Here is an 18717-nt window from a genome sequence, read left to right on the forward strand (position 1 = left end):
GCCGGCATCCGGCCCGGAGTCCTGCCGGGGTCCGGCCCGGCGCCCGGCCCCGCGCCCGGCCCCGGCCCGGCCGGCCCCGGGCACCCGCGACCCGCCCGCAGCACAATCGTCCCGCCGCCCACGGACGAATCGCCGGGCGGACACCCTTACGTGTGAAGCCGGGTTGGTCGTGTTGTTCGGCGGGGGCCCGAAAACTAGCTTCCTCCCCGGAGGTGACGGCCCGGATGACTGTCTGTGCCATCGAGATGACGACCACGGCCCCGTTCACGATCTCCGCGGACGGGTCGTACGCCGCCCGGCTCGCCGGGGAGGGCGAGGCCCGCTACGCGGAGCGCTGGACCCTCGCCGGACCGGAGCCGTACGCGGTGCCGCTGCCCCTCGCCCAGCCCGAGGAGGGCGACAGCGAGGTGCTTCCGCTCGCCGACGGGCGCGTGCTGATCCACCGGCGGGTCGCGGACCGCCACGCTTTCGCGCTGCTGTACCCGACGGGCGCCGCCGCCGGGCCGCGCACCGGGGAGCTCCAGCTGGGCGCGCTGGACGCGCAGGAGGGCGTACGGGTCACCCTGCTCCCGCCGTCGCCGGACGGGTACGGGGCCTACGCCCTGGCCGCCGGGGAGACCTCGACCATGCTGTGGCAGGTCTCCGGCTGCGCCTTCGGCCCGCAGCGGATCGTCACGATCCCCGGCCGCTGCTCGGGCGGGGTCTGGCTGGACCGCACGGGCCGGCTGCTGGCGCTGGACCGCGAGCTGGACGGCACGGTGAAGTCCGTCGCCGTGGACCTGGGCCGGGGCGGCGAGGTCACCCCGCTGCTCCAGATCACCGACGACAGCGAGGACCGGCTGCTGCTGGCCGACCCGGACAGCGGGCTGCTGCTGATCCGCTCGGACGCCCCCGGCATGCCCCGGCTGGGCTGGGGGGTGCTGGGCAGCTCCCGCCCGGTCCGCTTCCCGGAGTGCCTGCGGCCCGCGGAGGCGCGGCCCTTCGCGGTGCAGCCGGGGCAGGCGCTGATGCCGGAGACCTGCGGGGTGGCGCTGTGGATGCCGGAGGGGGACATCGGGCTCTGGCGCCCCGCCGACCGGCACGTCTTCCGCGTCGCGGCTCCGGCGGGCTGGCTCGCGGGGGGCGGCCTGTGGAGCGCGGAGGGCCGCCTGCACCTCCCGTACGCGACACCCGAGGTGCCCTGCGGGCTGGTCGGGCTGAGCCTGCCCTCGGCTCCCCCGCCGCCGGTACGCAGGGACGCGCGGCCGGCCGAGCCCGCACCGCCCGCAAGCCCGGAGCCCGCGCCGGCCCCCCGCCCGGTGCCCCTCCAGCAGGCGCCGCTGGCGGGGCGGTAGCGGGGGGCACGGACGCGCGTACGACGCCGGTACACCCCCCGGGGCTCAGCCGTGCCTGAGCCCCAGGACCTCCGCCGCCGCGAAGGTCTCGTCCGCCGGGCGGGAGGCGTAGTGCGCGGTCAGGACCTCGTCCAGCTCCTCGTACGAGAACGCCTCCTTGCCGGTGTCGAACTTGGCGGCCACCTTCGGCCGGTCCATCACGACGACGATCCCGCCGTGTACGACGAACAGCTGGCCCGTGGCCCGCGCCGAGGCGGGCGAGGCCAGATAGCCGACGAGCGGGGCCACGTGCTCGGGGGCGAGCGCGTCCAGCCGCCCTTCCTCGGGGACCTGGAAGCCGGCGAAGACGTCCTCGGTCATGCGGGTGCGGGCGCGCGGGCAGATGGCGTTGGCCGTCACCCCGTACTTGGCGAGGGCCAGGGCGGTGGAGGTGGTGAGGCCCACGATGCCGCCCTTGGCCGCCGCGTAGTTCGGCTGGCCGGCGGAGCCGCCGAGGAACGCCTCGGAGGAGGTGTTCACGATCCGGCCGTAGACCGGGCCGCCCGCCGCCTTGGACCGCTCGCGCCAGTGCGCGGCGGCGAAATGGGTGGTGTTGAAGTGGCCTTTGAGGTGGACCCGGATGACCGAGTCCCACTCCTCCTCCGACATGGAGAAGATCATCCGGTCGCGCAGGATGCCCGCGTTGTTCACCAGCACGTCGAGCTTGCCGAAGCTGCTCACGGCCAGTTCGACCAGCTCACGGGCCTGCCCGAAGTCGGCCACGTCGCCGAGGTGGGCGACGGCCCGGCCGCCCGCCGCGCGGATCTCCTCGGCCACCTCCTGGGCGGGCGCGGCCGACGCCTCCCCGGAGCCGTCGCGGCCGGGCTGGCCGAAGTCGTTGACGACCACGCTCGCGCCGAGCCGCGCCAGCTCGATCGCCTCGGCCCGGCCGAGCCCGCGGCCCGCGCCCGTGACGATCGCGGACAGTCCCTCAAGTGGCAGTGCCATCCGTACGGTTCCCCTCGGTCTCGGGTCAGAGCTCGATGCACGTGCGCAGGGCCACGCCCGTACGCATCTGGTCCAGGGCGTCGTTGACCTCGGCCAGGCCCACCCGGTGCGTGATCAGGTTCTCCAGGTCGATCCGGCCGGCCCGCCACAGCGCGATGGTGCGCTCGTAGGAGCGGAGCACGTCGCCGCCGCCGTACATCGACGGGAGGATCTTCTTCTCGTCGAAGAACAGCGAGAACATGTTGATCTGGTAGTTGTCGTCGAGTGCGCCCGCGCCGACCACGACGACGGAGCCGCCGCGCCGCGTCATCTCGTACGCCTTCTGGACGGTGGCGGACCTGCCGACGACTTCGAAGACGTAGTCGAAGCCCTCGCCGCCGGTGATCCGGTTCCTGGCGTCGGCGAACTCCTCCGGGGAGACGGCCTCGGTGGCGCCGAAGCGGAGCGCGGCCTCGCGGCGCGAGGCCACCGGGTCCACGGCGACGATCTGCGCGGCTCCTCGGACTTTGGCGCCCTGTACGACGGAGATGCCGACGCCGCCGCAGCCGATGACGGCGACGGAGGAACCGGCCTCCACCTGGGCGGTGTTGATGGCCGCACCGAGGCCGGTGGTGACGCCGCAGCCGATGAGCGCGGCGATGTCGAAGGGCAGGTCGTCGGGGATGGGGACGGCGCAGGCGGCCGGGACCACCATCTCCTCGGCGAAGGTGCCGGTGCCGGCGAAGCCGAAGATGTCGCCCTCGCCGCGGCGGAAGTTGGGGGTGGCGACGTTCCCGAACGCCTCCAGGCACAGGTGCCCCTGGCCGCGCCGGCAGGAGGGGCAGCGGCCGCAGGGCGGCAGCCAGCAGACCAGGACGCGGTCTCCGACGGCGTGGCCGGTGACGCCGTCACCGATGTCGGTGATCACCCCGGAGCCCTCGTGACCGGGGACGAAGGGGGCGGGCTGGGGCAGTACGCCGCTCATCGCGGACAGGTCGGAATGGCACAGGCCGGTGGCCCTGACGCGGATCCTCACCTTGCCGGGGCCGAAGCCGACGGCCCGCATGTCGTCGACGACTTCCAGCTTGTCCTGGCCAATCTCGCTCTGCAGTGCTGCGCGCACGGTGCGGCTCCTGTCGGTGCTTGCCGGGGGGCGGGTGAGTCGGAGTGGGTGATCGGGAGGGTGCTCAGGCGTGGTCGACCACGGTGTCCGCGAGGACCGGCGCGTCGTCCCGTTCGGCGGCGGTCACCGACACCAGGACCCGGCCTGGCTCCTCCCACATCCGGATGCGCAGGGTCTCGCCCGGGAAGACGATCCCGGCGAAGCGGGTCCGGTAGGCGCGGACCCGGGAGACGTCCCCGCCGAGGGCCGTGTCGACGACGGCCTTGAGGGTCATGCCGTAGGAGCACAGGCCGTGCAGGATCGGCTGCTCGAAACCGGCCAGCTTGGCGAATTCGGGGTCCGCGTGCAGGGGGTTCCAGTCACCGGAGAGCCGGTAGAGGAGGGCCTGGTCCTCGCGGATACGGCGCTCCTCGGTCCGGTCCGGCGCCCGCTCGGGCAGCTCCTCGCGGGCGGAGGGCCCGCGCTCGCCGCCGAAGCCGCCTTCTCCCCGTACGAAGATCTGCGCATCGCTGGTCCAGAGCGGACCGTCGGCGTCCGCGACCTCGGAGCGCAGCACGATGACGGCGGCCTTGCCCTTGTCGTAGACGGCGGCGACCTTGGAGCTGGAGGTGGCGCTCCCCTTGACGGGGATGGGCCGGTGCAGCTCGATGGAGTGGCCGCCGTGCAGGACCTGCGGGAGGTCGACGTCGATGCCGGGCTGGCCGAGGCCGCCGAGCATGGCCATGCCGGCGCCGGCGACGGTGGCGAAGCTGGGGAGGACGTGGAGCCGGGATTCGAGGGTGTAGCGCAGCTCGTCGGGGTCGGTGGCGGGCAGGCCCGCGCCGAGGCCGAGGTGGTAGAGCTGGATGTCCTTGTGGTCCCAGCCGATGTCCCCCTGGCGGGGGTCGGCGGCGAGGGCCCGGGCGGCGTCGATGGGCATGGTGCTGCGGCTCCCTGTCTTCGGGGGGTGGTGCGGGGTGCGGGGTGCGGGGTGCGGAGTGAGGGGTGCGGGGTGCGGGGTGCGGGGAAGACCTCGGCGCGACCGTCCGCACCGTCGGCCGCACCGAGGTCGCCTGCGGGGCCGGTTCTAGAACGCGTTCCAGTCCGGCCGGTGAGGGAATGTATAACGCACGCCCCCGCACTTGGGAAGACTCCTGACTTCACGTCAGATAGGCTTTCCCGGTGGACGAAATGCCCGTGGAACACCGCCGCGGCCGCGCGCTGCGGGTGCTGCTGGAGCCGCCGAATCCGGCCCTGGCGCTCCAGCTCGGCCTGCAGCCGGACATCGAGGTCGTACGGGACCTCACGGCACGCCCGGCGGTGGCGCTGGTGGAGGAGGCCGGCTCCGTGCCGGGCCTGCTGGCGGACGATCCGGAATGCCGGGTCCTGGTCCTGACGGGCTCGGCCCATGCGGGGCTGGCGGAGGCCGTGGTGGCCGCCGGGGCGGCGGGGCTGGTCCTGCGGGACGGGCCGGTCGGGGACCTGGCGGAGGCGGTCCGGCGGGCCGCGCGGGGGGAGACGGTCATCGATCCCGCGCTGGGGTGAATCCTTTCGGGGGGCGCGTGCCTCTTGTAGGTGTATCCCGGCACCGTGGCCGGGACCCGGACCGGAGGTACTGAAATGACCGCTGTTCTCCTGGGCGGCGCGGCCGTCCTGCTCTCCCTCTGCATCATGGCCGTCATGCGCCGGCGGTGCCGGTCCCGTGGCTGACCGTACGGACTGGCCGGGCGAGTACCTGGTGCTCGCCGCGCAGGCCGGTGACCTGGACTCGCTCACGGCGCTGGTGGAGAGTGCGCATCCGAACGTACGCCGCTTCGCGTACTCGCTGTGCGCGTCGCGCGAGGACGCGGAGGACGCGGCGCAGGAGGCGCTGATCATCCTGTACCGCCGGATCGGCATGCTGCGGGCTTCGGGGGCGCTGGCCTCGTGGATGTTCCGCATCGTCCGCAACGAGTGCCTGCGGCGGGCGCGGCTGATCCCGAAGGAGCGGGTGCCGGTGCCGGACGGGGCGGTGGGCTCGGCGGAGGAGGAGGTACTGCGGCGGCTGGAGGCGGGCCGGGTCGCGGAGGCGATCGCGGCGCTGCCGGTGGAGCAGCGGCGCGTACTGATCATGCGGGATGTGCAGGGGCGGAGCGGGCGGTGCACGGCCGACGCGCTCGGTCTCAGCACCGCGGCGATGAAGTCCCGCCTGCACCGCGCCCGCGCGACGCTCCAGCTGAGCCTGGGGGCGGCCCATGCCCACGACTGAGGCGAAGCGCAGCTTCGCGAGCGCGTCCGTCCCGCGCCACCTGGCCCGGGGGGCCCTGGGCTTCGGCAGCCTGGCCGCTGCCGTAGCCCTCTTCCCGGCCTACGGCCCCGTCACCCTGGCCCTGGCCCCGATCGGCCTGCTCGCCCTCCGGGGCTGCCCGATGTGCTGGACCATGGGCCTGATCGAAACGATCTCCCGGGGCCGCCTGCGCCGCGAGTGCACGGGGGGCACCTGCGAACTGAAACGCTAGACGGCGGGCGCGGAGGCCCCCCGGGCGCGCACTGGACGGGGGAGGGCGGCGGCTGGCACCAGACAACCTGGAACCGAGGGTTCAGGCGGCTTCCCACTTGAAGCGGCCTTCGAGGCGGTCCGGGCTGAGGTAGGCGTAGCCGCCGCCGTAGGCGAAGTTGAGGAAGTAGGGGTGGCCGTCCCCGTGGGCGAGTTTGAGGAAGAAGCGCCACGGGGCCTCGTAGCCCGGCCAGTCGGGGTACGACGGGCGTCCGCCCATGTAGTGGTCGACGGGGAGGATCCCGTCCTCCTCCAGCTCCGCTTCCTGTTCGGCCGTCACCGGCCGGAAGTCGATCCGGAACACGACGGGAACCAGCTCCTCCTCCGCGTCGAAGGCCCACAGGGAGCGGCCCGTGGTCCCGGGCGGCCCGATGACGGCGAAGTCCGGGATCCGGCCGCCCGGCTGGACGAGGAGTACGGCCTCTCCGTCGTCGGCGTCCATGCCGCCCGTTTCGTAGTCGTCGTAGGAGAGGAAGAGGTACGCCATCCGCGGTTCCTCGCCGGGCTTGCCCGGGACGGGGAACTGGCCGATGAAGTCCAGCGGGACTCCCGTTCTCGGGGACACGGGCCAGCTGGGCTCACCGAGCCAGACGGGATCGCCGCCCAGCTTCGCGACGGGCGCGGCGACGGGGGTCCCGGCCGGCACGAGGCGCATCTCGAACCGGGGAAGATACGCGGCGTCGTACGGGCCTTCGGCGCCCGGGGCGGGGCGTTGGAGGTGCATGCCGGGACCCTGCGTCCGTGTTCCGCCCACCACGCTAGGGCCAGACCAGGCCCTCGGCGGTCCAGGTGACGCCCTTGTTGCGGCAGAGGCAGAAGGGGTGGCCGATGGGGTCGGTGTAGACACGGAAGCCGTAGCCCTCGGGGTCGGTGCAGTCGCGCTGGAGGGTGGCTCCGAGGGCCAGGACGCGGGACTGCTCGGCCTCGATGTCGTCCACCTCGAAGTCGAGGTGGAACTGCTTCGGGTGCTCGGCGTCCGGCCACTGCGGGGCGCGGTAGTCCTCGACCTGGATGAAGGCCAGTTCGACCTGCCCGAACTGGATCCCGGCCCAGTGCGCGTTACTGCTCTCCTTGACCGGAAGCCCGGTCACTTCGGAGTAGAAGGCGGCCAGCTTCATCGTGTCCGGGCAGTCGATAATGAAGTCGGTAAGTCGCAGCATCCCGCGATCTTGCCACAGCACCGCGGGATGCCGGGACCCTGCGCGGCGCCACCCCGAACCCCCGTCGCGGAGGCCGACCTCAGCCCCGCCGGCGATTGAGGCGCGGGGTCCGGGGCGGGCCCCAGGAGGCCGGGCCGGCCGGCGAGGTCAGCGCCTCAGGAGCGTGAGCACCGCCGCGCCGCCCAGGCCGATGTTGTGGGACAGGCCCACCCGGGGGGACGGGACCTGGCGGGGGCCGGCCTCCTCGCGGAGTTGCCAGACGAGTTCCGCCGCCTGGGCCAGGCCCGTCGCGCCCAGGGGGTGGCCCTTGGAGATCAGGCCGCCTGAGGGGTTCACCACCCATCGGCCGCCGTACGTCGTCGCGCCGCTCTCCGCCAGGGCCCCCGAGGCTCCCTCCGCGCACATGCCCAGCGCCTCGTACGTCAGCAGTTCGTTGATCGAGAAGCAGTCGTGGAGTTCTATCACGTCCACGTCCTCGATCCCGAGGCCCGCCGCCTCGTACACCTGGCGCGCAGCCGCCGCCGTCATTCCCCTCCCCACCACGTCCATGCACGTGCCCGACGCGAAGGACGCCTCCGTGTCCGTCGTCATCGCCTGGGCCGCGATCTCCACCGCCCGCCCGTGCAGACCGTGCCGCACCACGAAGCGTTCCGACACCACCAGCACCGCCGCCGCCCCGTCCGAGGTCGGCGAGCACTGGAGCTTCGTCAGCGGCGCGTGGATCTGCTTCGAGGCGAGGATCTCCTCCACCCCGTACACGTCCCGGAACTGCGCGTTCGGGTTGTTCGCCGAGTGCCGGTGGTTCTTCGCCGCGACCGCCGCCAGCTGCGCCGCCGTGGTCCCGTAGCGGTCCATGTGCTCGCGTGCCGCGTTGCCGAAGATCTGCGCCGTCGGCGGGGACATCTCGAAGCCGTGCCCCGCCGCCATGATCCCGTAGTGCCGCGCCACCGGCGAGCTCGCGAAGTCGCCGCCGTCCGCCCCGCCGCCCAGCGCGCCCCGCTTCATCTTCTCGAAGCCCAGCGCCAGCACGCAGTCGCTCATCCCGCCCGCCACGAACTGCCGCGCCATCATCAGCGCCGTCGCGCCCGTCGCGCAGTTGTTGTTCACGTTGTAGACCGGGACACCGCTCAGCCCCAGCTCGTACGCCGCCCGCTGGCCCGCCGTCGACGGCTGGAAGCAGTAGCCCGCCGCCACCTGTTCCACCAGCCCGTAGTCCACGCCCGCGTCCGCCAGCGCCGCCCGCCCGGCCTCCCGCGCCATGTCCCAGTACTGCCAGTCCCGCGACTCCGGCTTCTCGAACTTGGTCATGCCCACGCCCGCGATATACGCCTTCATAGACCCGGAAATCCCCTCAGTCCCTCGGAAGGCCGAGAATCCGCTCGGCCACGACATTCAGCTGGACCTGCGTCGTACCCCCCGCGATCGTCAGGCAGCGCGACATGAGCATCCCGTGCACCACCCGCTCCCCCGCCCCCTCCCGCACCGCGCCCTCCGGCCCCAGCAGTTCGAGCGCCAGCTCGGCCGTACGCTGCTGGTGCGGGGTCTGGATGAGCTTGCGTACGGAGGCCCCCGCGCCCGGCGCCACCCCCGACACCTGCTGGAGCGTCGTGCGCAGCCCGATGCACGCCAGCGCGTGCGCCTCGGCGGCCAGCGCGCCGATCCGCGCCCCGTACGCGGCGTCCAGACCGGCGCCCGACCCGGCGTCCAGACCGGCGCCCGGCCCGGCATCCCGACCACCGGCCCGCGCCAGCAGCGCCTCCAGCCCCGTGTCGAAGGTCATCTGGTCCGCCATGTGCACGCGTTCGTCGCCGAGGGTGTGCCGGGCCACCCGCCAGCCCTCGTCCGCGCCGCCCACCAGCGCATCCGCCGGGAGCCGCACCTCGTCGAACCACACCTCGTTGAAGAGCGCGTCCCCGGTGATCTCCCGCAGCGGCCGCACCTCGATGCCCGGCGTGTTCCGCATGTCGACGACGAAGTAGCCGAGCCCCTTGTGCTTCGGCGCCTGCGGATCCGTCCGCGCCAGCAGGATCCCGAAATCGGCCGTCCGCGCGGAACTCGTCCACACCTTCTGTCCGTTGACCACCCAGGAGCCGTCCTCCGCCCGCTCCGCCCGCGTCCGCAGCGAGGCCAGGTCCGAGCCCGCGCCCGGCTCGGAGAAGAGCTGGCACCAGGTGAGGTCCCCGCGCAGCGTCGGCAGCGCGTAGGCGTCCCGCTGCGCCCGCGTGCCATGGGCCAGCAGCGAGGGCAGCACCCATGTCGCGATGCCCAGGTCCGCGAGCCGCACCCCCGCCGCGGCCAGCTCCTGCTGTACGACCAGCTGTTCCGCGGGCCCCGCCCCCCGCCCGTACGGCGCCGGGAGGTGCGCGGCGGCGTAGCCCGTCGGGGCCAGGACCCGGCGGGCGGCGGCCGGGTCCAGCCCGCGCGCGTCCGCGATGGCCGTACGGGCCTCCGCGCGGTGCGCCTCCGCCTCCGGCGGCAGCTCCAGCCGCAGTTCGCGCCGCGCCCCGCCCGCCGCGCACCGCACGGCCCGCAGCCGGTGGCCGTCGCCGGGCCCGAGCAGCTGCCGGGCGACGAGCGCCCGCCGCAGGTAGAGGTGCGCGTCGTGCTCCCAGGTGAAGCCGATTCCGCCGAGGATCTGGATGCAGTCCTTCGCGCAGCTGTAGGCCGCATCCAGCGCGGTACCGGCGGCCAGCGCGGCCACCAGCGAGCGCACCTCGGCCGGCTCGTCCATGGCCCGCGCCGCGTCCCAGGCGAGCGCGCGGGCCTGCTCCAGCCGCACCAGCATGTCGGCGCACAGGTGCTTGACCCCCTGGAACCGCCCGATGGGCCGCCCGAACTGCTCCCGCGTCCGCGCGTGTTCGGCGGCGGTGTGCAGCGCCCAGGCGGCGGTGCCGCAGGCGTCGGCGGCGAAGAGGGCGCAGGCCAGGTCCCGTACGAGGGCCGCGTCCAGCTCCAGCAGCCGGTCCCCGCCCACCACCGCGCCCCGCGCCCGGACCTCGGCCGTGGGGCGGGTGGGGTCGGCGGACTCGTGCGTACGGATCTCCAGCGCGCCCGCGTCCACCGCGAACCAGCGCGTGCCGTGCGCCGCCTCCGCCGCCAGCAGGACGAGATCGGCCTCCCCGGCGCCGAGCACGGGCGGCGCCACCCCGTCGAGCAGGTGCCCGCCGCCCTCCACGGCCACGGCGGTGAGGCTCCCGGGGCCGAGGGCCACCGCCCCGACCCGCCCGTCGAGCGGCGCCGCCCCGGCCCGGTCCAGCAGTACGGAGGCCAGCGCGCTCGGCAGGTACGCCCCGGGCAGCGCCGCGCGGGCCGCCTCCTCGACGACGACGGCCAGGTCGAGCAGGGTCCCGCCCTCCCGGTGCGGCTCCAGCAGCCCGGATTCCGCGAGCGCGTCCCAGTACGCGGGCCGCACCCCCGTGCGCGGCGGGCTGTCGAGGAGCTTGCGGACCTCCCCGGGCGGCACGGTCCGCGCCACCCAGCCGCGCACGGCCTCGGCCAACTCCCGCTGTTCCTGCGTGATTCCGATGCCCATGCGCGGCAGAGTAGAACACGTTCCAATCTGACGGAAGGTCAGGAAACCCAGAAAGCCGTCACATCCGCCGTCCCCTCCTCCGCCTCCTCCGCCGTCCCCTCCGCTACTCGCGCGTCAGCGCCGTCTCCGACGCGACCCGCGTCAGCTTCTCCGGATTGCGCACGTAGTACAGCCCCGCGATCCGCCCCTCCACCACGCTGATCGCGAAGACCCCGTCCAGCTCCTCCCCCTGGTGCGCCAGGAGCGCCGGGCTGCCGTTGACCAGGGTGGGCGTGAGGGCGACCGGCCAGCGGTTCTTCGCCGCCCCGCCCATGATGAACCGGGCCACCTTGTCCGCGCTGACGATCGGCCGCACCGCCGCCTGCCGGACCCCGCCGCCGTCGCTCATCAGCACCGCGTCCGGGGCCAGGACATCCAGCAGCCCTTGCAGATCCCCCGTCTCCAGCGCCCGCCGGAAGGACTCCAGCACCGCCCGGGTCTGCCCCGGGGACACCGTCGCCCGGGGCCGGCGGGCGTCGACATGGCGGCGGGCGCGGTGGGCGATCTGCCGGACCGCCGCCGGGGTCTTGTCCACCGCCGCCGCGATCTCCTCGTAGCCCACGTCGAACGCCTCCCGCAGCACGAAGACGGCGCGCTCGGTCGGCGAGAGCGTTTCGAGGACGAGCATCATCGCCATCGACACGCTCTCCGCCAGCTCGGCGTCCTCGGCCACATCGGGCGCGGTGAGCAGCGGCTCCGGCAGCCAGGGCCCCACGTACGCCTCGCGCCGGCGGCTCATCGTGCGCAGCCGGTTCAGGGCCTGCCGGGTGGTGATCCGCACCAGGTAGGCCCGCCGGTCGGTGACCTCCGCCAGGTCCACCTTCACCCAGCGCAGCCAGGTCTCCTGGAGCACGTCCTCGGCGTCCGCCGCCGAGCCGAGCATCTCGTAGGCGACGGTGAAGAGCAGATTCCGGTGGGCGACGAAGGTCTCCGTCGCCGGGTCGTGCGCGTCCACAGCGGTCCTCTTTCCTCGTGGGCGGGGCGGGGATCGGGATCGCCTAGGCGGCCGGTTCCCTCACCGGCGCCGCCGCCGCGCGTCCGGCCCGCCGCAGCTCCCGCTCCCGCACGCCGCCGGCCGAGATCTTGTGCACCCGGTACGCGCCGGGCTCGCGCCGCTCGTCCACCAGCGCCTTGACCACTCCCCCGCACACGAACTCCTTGAGCTTCGCCGCCGGGCGCCCGCCGATGTGGAACCAGGTCGCGATGTCGTTCCGGCGGGAGATCTGGAAGATCCCGGCGCCCCGCCCCAGGCTGAGGCACTGCCCGGCGAACAGCGAGTTCATGGTCTCCGGCCGCTCCCCCGCGATCCGGCTCAGCACCGTGTCGGCGGCCCGCGCCCCCAGCGGCATCGCCGCCTGGCAGCTCATCCGGGGCGGCAGCCCCGAGGGCGCGGCCGCGTCACCCGCCGCGACGATCCGTACGTCGTCCACGCTGGTCAGCGTCTCGTCCGTGAGCAGCCGCCCCAGCGGGTCGGTGCTCAGCCCGCTGTACACGGCCAGGTCCGGCACGCCGAAACCGGCGGTCCAGATGGTCACCTCGCTCGGCAGCACGCGGCCGTCCCGCAGCTCCACGCTCTCCCGGGTCACGGCCGTCACCCGCGTACCGGCGCCTTCGAGCACCGTCACGCCGAGGGCGGCCAGCCGCCGGGCCACGGCCCGCCGCGCCCGCCGGTGCAGGTACGGGCCGAGCGCGCCGCCGCACACCAGGGTCACCCGGCGCCCCAGCTCGGCCAGTTCGGCCGCCGTCTCGATCCCGGTCGCACCCGCGCCGACGACCGTCACCGGGGCGGCCGGCGCGGCCGCGTCGAGCGCGGGCCGCAGCCGCTGCGCCTCCTCCAGCGAGGCGATCGGGTAAGCGAACTCGGCGGCTCCGGGCACGCCCGGATCGGCGCTGCCGCTGCCGACCGCGTAGACCAGGTAGTCGTAGCCCACGGTGCCGCCGACGGCCAGCGTCAGGCTGCGGCCGGGCGCGTCGATCCGCGTCACGGTGTCGGTCACCAGCCGGACGCCCTCGGCGAGCACGTCGCGGTAGTCGACCACCGCGTCGTCACTGCCGCCGACCAGCTGGTGCAGGCGGATCCGGTGGACGAAGGCGGTACGCGGGTTGACCAGCGTCACGCGCACGCCGTCGCGCATCATCAGCCGATTCGCCGCCATGACCCCGGCGTACCCGCCGCCGATCACGATGACCTCGACGGCCTCGGTGTTCTCGTTCATGGTGTCTCCCGGTCGGGCTGGATTCGCTCCTACGCCCTTGAGACACCGCACCCCGGAATCCTGTGACAACGTGTGACCCGGATCACCCGGCACACCCAGGATCAGCGGCTGCGGGGCACAGCCGTATCCGCCTCGATGGGCCTCCCGTACGGAGGCCCGTCGAGGGGTTCGGATCAAGCGGAGACGGACCTCACGAAGGCGGCGAAGGCGCCGTGCCCGACGGTGAACACGGGCCCGTCGACCACCTTGGAATCCCGCACGGCAACCAGGCAGGGCTGCTGGGCCACTTCGATGCACTCCCCGCCGGTGTCCGCGCTGTACGAGGACTTCTGCCAGGCCAGGGACCCGATCGGGGCGCACTCGATGCAGTCCCCGCCGGTGTCACCGCTGTACGAGGACTTGCGCCAGGCCAGGTCCCCGAGCGGGGCGCACTCGATGCACTCTCCGCCGGTGTCACCGCTGTACGAGGACTTACGCCACATTGCGTCCGTCAAGTGCTGGGTGGTGTCCATAGCGCTCCTTCATTACGCGGGCGATCAGCGCCGTCGAGTCCTCCAGGGAGTGCGCGGCGGCCTGCAAGTGATCGTATCGGAGCGAACCCTCCCTGAGCGCTTGCGCATTGGCCGTCATATGGCCCTGAACGAAGTCCTCCGTGTAGACGATGTCGGGGTCCCTGCTGTCGAAGCGCAGAAGCGTGAACGACCCCAGCTGCCCGGCATGGGCACCCGCCTCGAACGGCAGGATCTGCACGTTCACGCCCTCCCGCTGCTGGAGCATCAACAGGTGCGCAAGCTGCTCCCGCATGACCTGTCGGCCGCCTACTTCCTGGTGCAGGACAGCCTCGCTCAGCACGACCCACATCAGCGGGGTGTTCTCGCGGTAGAGGATCCGCTGCCGGTCCATCCGAGCGGCCAGCTTGGCGTCAAGGTCCTCGCCCTGGTTCCGTACTCCGAGGACCGCCCGCGCGTAGCCCTCCGTCTGCAGCAGTCCGTAGACCAACTGTCCCTGGAACGTGGAGACGTAGGCCGCCCTGGCCTCCATGTCCGCGTACGCCCGGAACCATGACGGCAGGACACTCCGCAGGACGAGCCCCACGAGCCGCGAGAAGTAGCCGTCCGTACCGAGAGCCCCATCCACCCGCTCGGAGAAGTCGCGGGTCGGGATGCGGCGGCCGTTCTCGACCATGCCGATCAGTGAGCCGGTGCAGTAGATCAGGTCGCCCAACTCATGCTGCTTGAACCCGGCGGCTTCACGCAGCCGCCTCAACTCGAAGCTGTAGTAGTCCAGCGGGGACGCACTGGGATCGATAGGACGGGCCTTGCCCATGGGACGGTCACCCCCAAATCGTCGAACGATGCGGAGCAGAGCGTAGCCACGCGACTCCATCCCGGTGACCGAATTCACCGAACGAGGTACACAGCCCGCACCCGTGCGGTACCGCGGCCTGGGCCGGGGGGCCAGAGGCCGAAAACACCCCATGCGGGGGTTAGGGTCGGCGGCGTACGGCCGTCAGCAGCAGGAGATCTCATGCCGTCAGGGCACATGCAGCAGGACACCTCTCAGTCCCGGCCGGCCGGGCCGCGCCCGTTGGCGCCGATCCCCTTCGACGTCGAGTCGGTCTTTCCGGAGCTTGCCGGTACGGCGCGCACGGTCACTCTCCTCTACCCCCGTGCCGGGCAGCCGGGCCCCGGCGACAGCTCCATCGGCGGGCCGCTGCTGTGGCCGGCCGGTGAGTCCTGGCCGATGTGCGCCGAACCGGACCACTACAAGCCGCTCGACGCGCCCGTCGGGCCCGACCCGGTCGCGATGGTTCCGGTGGTCCAGCTGTACGCACGGGACGTGCCCGGCCTCGTCTTCCCCGCCGGCACCGACCTCCTGCAGATCCTGTGGTGCCCGCTCGTGCACGAGGACGACCAGTACGCGGCCAACCCCCGGCTCCACTGGCGCGACACGGCCCGGACGGCCGCCGACGTCGCTGACGGCCGACCGCCCCGCCCCCACACCGCGGAGGAGGACTACCTGCCCCGCCCGTGCACGGTGTCCCCCACACCCGCCCTGGAATACCCGAACCGGGATCTGCCCGCCGGGCTCAGCCAGCAGATCGGCGAGCGCTTCGAGGCCCTGCGGGAAGAACGCGGCTTCGACTACTTCGAGGTGGCCACCACCCAGCAGAGCAAGGTCGGCGGCTATCCGAGCTGGACCCAGCAGCCCGACTGGCCTGACTGCGCGGGCTGCCGCACGCGCATGGAGCACCTGCTCAGCGTCACCGCGACCGAGGCGGGCATGGGCCGCTGGCTCCCCCTGGACGAACGCGCCCCCGGCCGGGACCGAGCCGAAACCCCGTCCTGGCGAGCCGAAGCAGACCCCGCCGCCCTCGGCACATTCGGACACCACATGTACCTGGGCGGCGGAGGCATGTACTTCTTCGTCTGCCGCACCTGCCCGGACACCCCCTCCACGCATCGCTACGACTGCTGAACCCCGGCCGTGGCGTCCTACCGGGCGGTAGGGCAGCATGGGGCGGCAGACGTGCTCACCTTCGGAGGAACCATGGCCAGCCCCAAGCCGGACACCCTTGCCGCCTTCGAGGCCGCCAAGGGGTTCATGCCCGTACGGGAAGGGCTCGCCCTGTACGAGGCCGCTGTCGAGGCCGGGCGGCTCGGGCTGCCGTTGCTGGAGGTCGGGACGTACTGCGGGCGTTCGACGATCCTGCTGGCCGACGCCGCGCGGGAGGCCGGGGTGGCCGCGATCACCGTGGACCACCACCGGGGCAGCGAGGAGCAGCAGCCGGGCTGGGAGTACCACGACCCGACGGTCGTGGACCCGGAGGTGGGGCTGATGGACACCCTGCCGTCCTTCCGCCGGACCCTGCACCGGGCCGGGCTGGAGGAGCACGTGATCGCCATGGTCGGGCGCTCGCCGCAGGTCGCCTCGGTGTGGGGCGGCCCGCTCGGCCTCGTCTTCATCGACGGCGGCCACACCGACGAGCATGCCACCGGGGACTACGAGGGCTGGGCCCCGCATCTGGCCGAGGGCGGCACGCTCGTCATCCACGACGTGTTCCCGGACCCGGCGGACGGCGGCCAGGCCCCGTACCGGATCTACCTGCGGGCCCTGGCCTCGGGTGCCTTCGAGGAGGTCTCGGTGACGGACTCGCTGCGCGTGCTGCGGCGCACCGGCGCCGGTATCTGACACGGCCCCGGCGGCGGCCGGTCTCTCGCGGGCGCGGCGGAAAACGCATACGCCCTCGCAACGCGCCGCCGCGTCCCATGGGCGCATGGACCACGACACGCCCCGGCGGGGGCTCCGGACCGTACTGTCCGGCGGCCTCGCCCTCCTCGTTCCGGCCGCCGCCCTGTTCGCCCTGCGGCGGCCGCTGCTGATGACCGCGCCCGCGTGCATGGCGGGGCGGTGGCACGGCTGCTACGACACCTTCAACGGCGTGGTGCTGATGACGCTGGTGGCGGTGCCGGTCAGCCTGCTGCTGGTGTGGGGCCTCGCGTACCTGCGGCGGAGGGCGGGCGGCCGGGCGGCCTGGCGGCGGTCCCTGGCGGAGGTCGGGATGGTCCACGGGACGGTGCCGTTCGTCTGGCTGATCCTCATGCCCGGCGCGGCTCCCGGTCTGGTCCCCGGCCGGCTGAGCCTCGTACCGCTGCGGGATCTGCTGACCATGGGGACGCTCGGGATCGCCGGGAACCTGCTGGTCTTCGCGGCGCTCGGGTTCTTCGCGCCGATCAGGTTTACCGCGCTTGCCTCGCTGCCCCGGATCCTGGCGCTGGGGGCGGGCTGCTCGGTGCTGGTGGAGACCGCGCAGTACGTGCTGCGGCTGGACCGGGTGTCGTCCGTGGACGATGTGCTGGTCAACGCGGCGGGGGCGGTGCTGGCCGGGCTGGCCTCGCGCCGCTGGTGGCGTACGGGCCCTCCGGCGCGGGCGGAGGCGGCCGGTCCGCGGGCGCTGCGGCGGACTGCCTAGGCTGCGGGGATGCGCGTACTGATCGTGGAGGACGAGCCCTATCTCGCCGAGGCCGTCCGGGACGGTCTGCGGCTGGCGGCGATCGCCGCCGACATCGCCGGGGACGGGGACACGGCCCTGGAGATGCTGGCGGTGCACTCCTACGACCTGGCGGTCCTGGACCGCGACATCCCCGGGCCCTCCGGGGACGAGGTCGCCCGGCACATCGTCGCCTCCGGGAGCGGGATCCCGATCCTGATGCTGACCGCCGCCGACCGGATCGACGACAAGGCGTCCGGCTTCGGGCTCGGCGCCGACGACTACCTCACCAAGCCGTTCGAGCTGCGCGAACTGGTGCTGCGGCTGCGGGCGCTGGACCGCAGGCGGGCCCATGCCCGGCCGCCGGTGCGGGAGATCGCGGGGCTGCGGCTGGACCCCTTCCGGCGGGAGGTCTTCCGCGACGGGCGCCCGGTGGCGCTCACCCGGAAGCAGTTCGCGGTGCTGGAGGTGCTGGTGGCCGCCGAGGGCGGGGTGGTGGGCGCCGAGGAGCTGCTGGAGCGGGCCTGGGACGAGAACGCCGATCCGCTGACGAACGCCGTGCGCATCACCGTGTCGGCGCTGCGCAAGCGGCTGGGCGCGCCGTGGGTGATCGCCACGGTGCCCGGGGTGGGCTACCGCATCGACACCGCGGGCCCGGTCCGATGAGCCGGACGCCCGCGCGTCACGGCCGGCGCCCCGGACCGAGCGCCCGGACGAGGCTCGCGCTCAGCTACGCCGGGTTCCTCGCGGTGGCGGGGGCGCTGCTGCTGGCGGTGGTGTGGGTCTTCCTGCTGCGCTACGTCCCCGACAACTCGCAGGGGCTGCTGGGCATCTCGCCGAACCGGTATCTCCTCATCCACACCTTCGCGCCCGCCGCCGCCTGGGCGATGGGCTTCCTGCTCGTCTTCGGCCTCGTCGGCGGCCGGCTGCTGGCGGGCCGGATGCTCGCGCCGCTCACCCGGATCACGGCCGCCGCGCGGGCCGCCGGGGAGGGCTCGCTGACGCACCGGATCGGGATGGAGGGGCGCCGGGACGAGTTCCGCGAGCTGGCCGACGCCTTCGACACCATGCTCGGGCAGCTGGCCGCGCACGTGGCCGAGCAGCAGCGGTTCGCCGCGAACGCCTCGCACGAGCTGCGCACCCCGCTGGCCGTCTCGCGGACGCTGCTGGAGGTCGCCCTCGGCGATCCGGAGCGGGACCGCGAGGAGGTCCTGACCCGCCTGCGGACCGTGAACACGCGGGCGATCGACCTCACCGAGGCGCTGCTGCTGCTCAGCCGCAGCGACCGGGGGACCTTCACCCGGAGCGAGGTGGATCTGTCCCTCACCGCCGAGGAGGCCGCCGAAGACCTGCTGGGCCCGGCCGAACGGCGCGGGATCACGCTCGACGTCACCGGCGGCCCGGCGCCGGTGCGGGGCTCGGCGGAGCTGCTGGCGCGGATGGTGACGAACCTCGTGCAGAACGCCGTCGTCCACAATCTGCCCGCCGGCGGCACCGTGACCGTGCGCACCGCCGTGGAGGGGGAGGCGGGCGTGCTGCGGGTGGAGAACACCGGCCCGCCGCTGGCGCCGGAGCTGGTGGCGACCCTGACCGAGCCCTTCCGCCGCGGCACGGACCGGGTACGGACCGACGAGCACGCGGGGGCGGGCCTGGGGCTGGCCCTCGTGCACAGCATCGTCCGCGCGCACGGCGGGAGCCTCGCTCTGGCCGCCCGGCCGGGCGGGGGGCTGCTCGTCACGGTACGGATCCCGGGCGCGGGGATGTCCGTACGTCATACAAGACGATGAGCGCACCGCGCCCTCGGATGGCCCACTCCGGACCGCGCCCGGGACCCCCGGTCT

Annotated in this window: 20 protein-coding genes; 9 read left to right on the top strand and 11 right to left on the bottom strand. The window is 73.7% G+C overall.

The features are described from left to right. Nucleotides 1–224 precede the first annotated feature (224 nt). The gene (locus ABZ873_RS25150; protein WP_360875982.1) at nt 225–1334 is read left to right on the top strand and encodes a hypothetical protein; all 1110 of its coding nucleotides are present in this window, start codon (nt 225–227) and stop codon (nt 1332–1334) included. Nucleotides 1335–1379: 45 nt separating this feature from the next. Here the strand turns inward: ABZ873_RS25150 and ABZ873_RS25155 are convergent, their stop codons facing one another. From ABZ873_RS25155 to ABZ873_RS25165, 3 genes are all read right to left on the bottom strand, one after another. After that, on the bottom strand, nt 1380–2321 hold the full coding sequence (locus tag ABZ873_RS25155) for a 3-oxoacyl-ACP reductase (protein ID WP_360875984.1): 942 nt from the start codon (nt 2319–2321) through the stop codon (nt 1380–1382). Nucleotides 2322–2346: 25 nt separating this feature from the next. Further along, nucleotides 2347–3423, bottom strand: coding sequence for a Zn-dependent alcohol dehydrogenase (locus ABZ873_RS25160; protein WP_360875986.1), 1077 nt, complete (start codon nt 3421–3423; stop codon nt 2347–2349). 64 nt (nt 3424–3487) lie between these two features. Then, a complete protein-coding gene (locus ABZ873_RS25165; protein ID WP_360875988.1) occupies nt 3488–4342 on the bottom strand; it encodes a MaoC/PaaZ C-terminal domain-containing protein in 855 nt (284 codons plus the stop codon). A 251-nt stretch (nt 4343–4593) separates the two neighbouring features. Here ABZ873_RS25165 and ABZ873_RS25170 point away from each other — a divergent pair, with 251 nt between their 5' ends. The 3 genes from ABZ873_RS25170 to ABZ873_RS25180 all read left to right on the top strand — a co-directional run bounded on the left by ABZ873_RS25170 (nt 4594) and on the right by ABZ873_RS25180 (nt 5900). Then, nucleotides 4594–4947, top strand: a complete 354-nt coding sequence (locus ABZ873_RS25170) for a DNA-binding response regulator (protein WP_360876052.1) — start codon at nt 4594–4596, stop codon at nt 4945–4947. 157 nt (nt 4948–5104) lie between these two features. Next, complete coding sequence (locus tag ABZ873_RS25175) at nt 5105–5650, top strand: sigma-70 family RNA polymerase sigma factor (RefSeq protein WP_360875990.1); 546 nt, start codon at nt 5105–5107, stop codon at nt 5648–5650. Further along, a complete protein-coding gene (locus ABZ873_RS25180) occupies nt 5637–5900 on the top strand; it encodes a hypothetical protein (protein WP_360875992.1) in 264 nt (87 codons plus the stop codon). Before ABZ873_RS25175 ends, ABZ873_RS25180 begins: the two co-directional genes overlap by 14 nt. An 81-nt stretch (nt 5901–5981) precedes the next feature. Here ABZ873_RS25180 and ABZ873_RS25185 read toward each other — a convergent pair whose 3' ends face one another. From ABZ873_RS25185 to ABZ873_RS25220, 8 genes are all read right to left on the bottom strand, one after another. Beyond that, the gene (locus ABZ873_RS25185; RefSeq protein WP_360875993.1) at nt 5982–6662 is read right to left on the bottom strand and encodes a hypothetical protein; all 681 of its coding nucleotides are present in this window, start codon (nt 6660–6662) and stop codon (nt 5982–5984) included. Between the two features lie 34 nt (nt 6663–6696). Next, nucleotides 6697–7098 (bottom strand): VOC family protein, encoded by a 402-nt coding sequence (locus ABZ873_RS25190; protein ID WP_360875995.1) that lies wholly within the window; start codon nt 7096–7098, stop codon nt 6697–6699. Nucleotides 7099–7245: 147 nt separating this feature from the next. Then, entirely contained in the window at nt 7246–8433 is a 1188-nt protein-coding gene (locus ABZ873_RS25195) for a beta-ketoacyl synthase N-terminal-like domain-containing protein (protein ID WP_360875997.1), read from the bottom strand. 16 nt (nt 8434–8449) lie between these two features. Beyond that, nucleotides 8450–10630, bottom strand: coding sequence for an acyl-CoA dehydrogenase family protein (locus tag ABZ873_RS25200; RefSeq protein WP_360875999.1), 2181 nt, complete (start codon nt 10628–10630; stop codon nt 8450–8452). Between the two features lie 103 nt (nt 10631–10733). Then, nucleotides 10734–11624 carry an RNA polymerase sigma-70 factor gene (locus tag ABZ873_RS25205; RefSeq protein ID WP_360876001.1) on the bottom strand — a complete coding sequence of 297 codons (891 nt, stop codon included), beginning with the start codon at nt 11622–11624 and terminating at the stop codon, nt 10734–10736. Between the two features lie 43 nt (nt 11625–11667). Further along, complete coding sequence (locus ABZ873_RS25210) at nt 11668–12885, bottom strand: FAD-dependent oxidoreductase (RefSeq protein ID WP_360876003.1); 1218 nt, start codon at nt 12883–12885, stop codon at nt 11668–11670. Nucleotides 12886–13058: 173 nt separating this feature from the next. After that, nucleotides 13059–13397 (bottom strand): DUF397 domain-containing protein, encoded by a 339-nt coding sequence (locus ABZ873_RS25215; protein WP_360876005.1) that lies wholly within the window; start codon nt 13395–13397, stop codon nt 13059–13061. Then, complete coding sequence (locus ABZ873_RS25220; RefSeq protein ID WP_360876006.1) at nt 13357–14211, bottom strand: helix-turn-helix transcriptional regulator; 855 nt, start codon at nt 14209–14211, stop codon at nt 13357–13359. Before ABZ873_RS25220 ends, ABZ873_RS25215 begins: the two co-directional genes overlap by 41 nt. A gap of 201 nt (nt 14212–14412) precedes the next feature. Here ABZ873_RS25220 and ABZ873_RS25225 point away from each other — a divergent pair, with 201 nt between their 5' ends. The 5 genes from ABZ873_RS25225 (at nt 14413) to ABZ873_RS25245 (ending at nt 18663) form a co-directional block, all read left to right on the top strand. Next, nucleotides 14413–15363 (top strand): hypothetical protein, encoded by a 951-nt coding sequence (locus ABZ873_RS25225; protein WP_360876008.1) that lies wholly within the window; start codon nt 14413–14415, stop codon nt 15361–15363. Nucleotides 15364–15435: 72 nt separating this feature from the next. After that, the gene (locus ABZ873_RS25230) at nt 15436–16077 is read left to right on the top strand and encodes a class I SAM-dependent methyltransferase (protein ID WP_360876010.1); all 642 of its coding nucleotides are present in this window, start codon (nt 15436–15438) and stop codon (nt 16075–16077) included. A gap of 85 nt (nt 16078–16162) precedes the next feature. Continuing rightward, on the top strand, nt 16163–16858 hold the full coding sequence (locus ABZ873_RS25235) for a VanZ family protein (protein WP_360876012.1): 696 nt from the start codon (nt 16163–16165) through the stop codon (nt 16856–16858). A gap of 9 nt (nt 16859–16867) precedes the next feature. Continuing rightward, a complete protein-coding gene (locus ABZ873_RS25240) occupies nt 16868–17542 on the top strand; it encodes a response regulator transcription factor (RefSeq protein WP_360876014.1) in 675 nt (224 codons plus the stop codon). Continuing rightward, nucleotides 17539–18663, top strand: a complete 1125-nt coding sequence (locus ABZ873_RS25245) for a HAMP domain-containing sensor histidine kinase (RefSeq protein WP_360876016.1) — start codon at nt 17539–17541, stop codon at nt 18661–18663. The genes ABZ873_RS25240 and ABZ873_RS25245 overlap by 4 nt, the downstream gene beginning before the upstream one ends. The last annotated feature ends 54 nt before the right edge of the window (nt 18664–18717 follow it).

This window comes from Streptomyces sp. NPDC047014, from assembly GCF_040644195.1.
GTDB lineage: Bacteria > Actinomycetota > Actinomycetes > Streptomycetales > Streptomycetaceae > Streptomyces.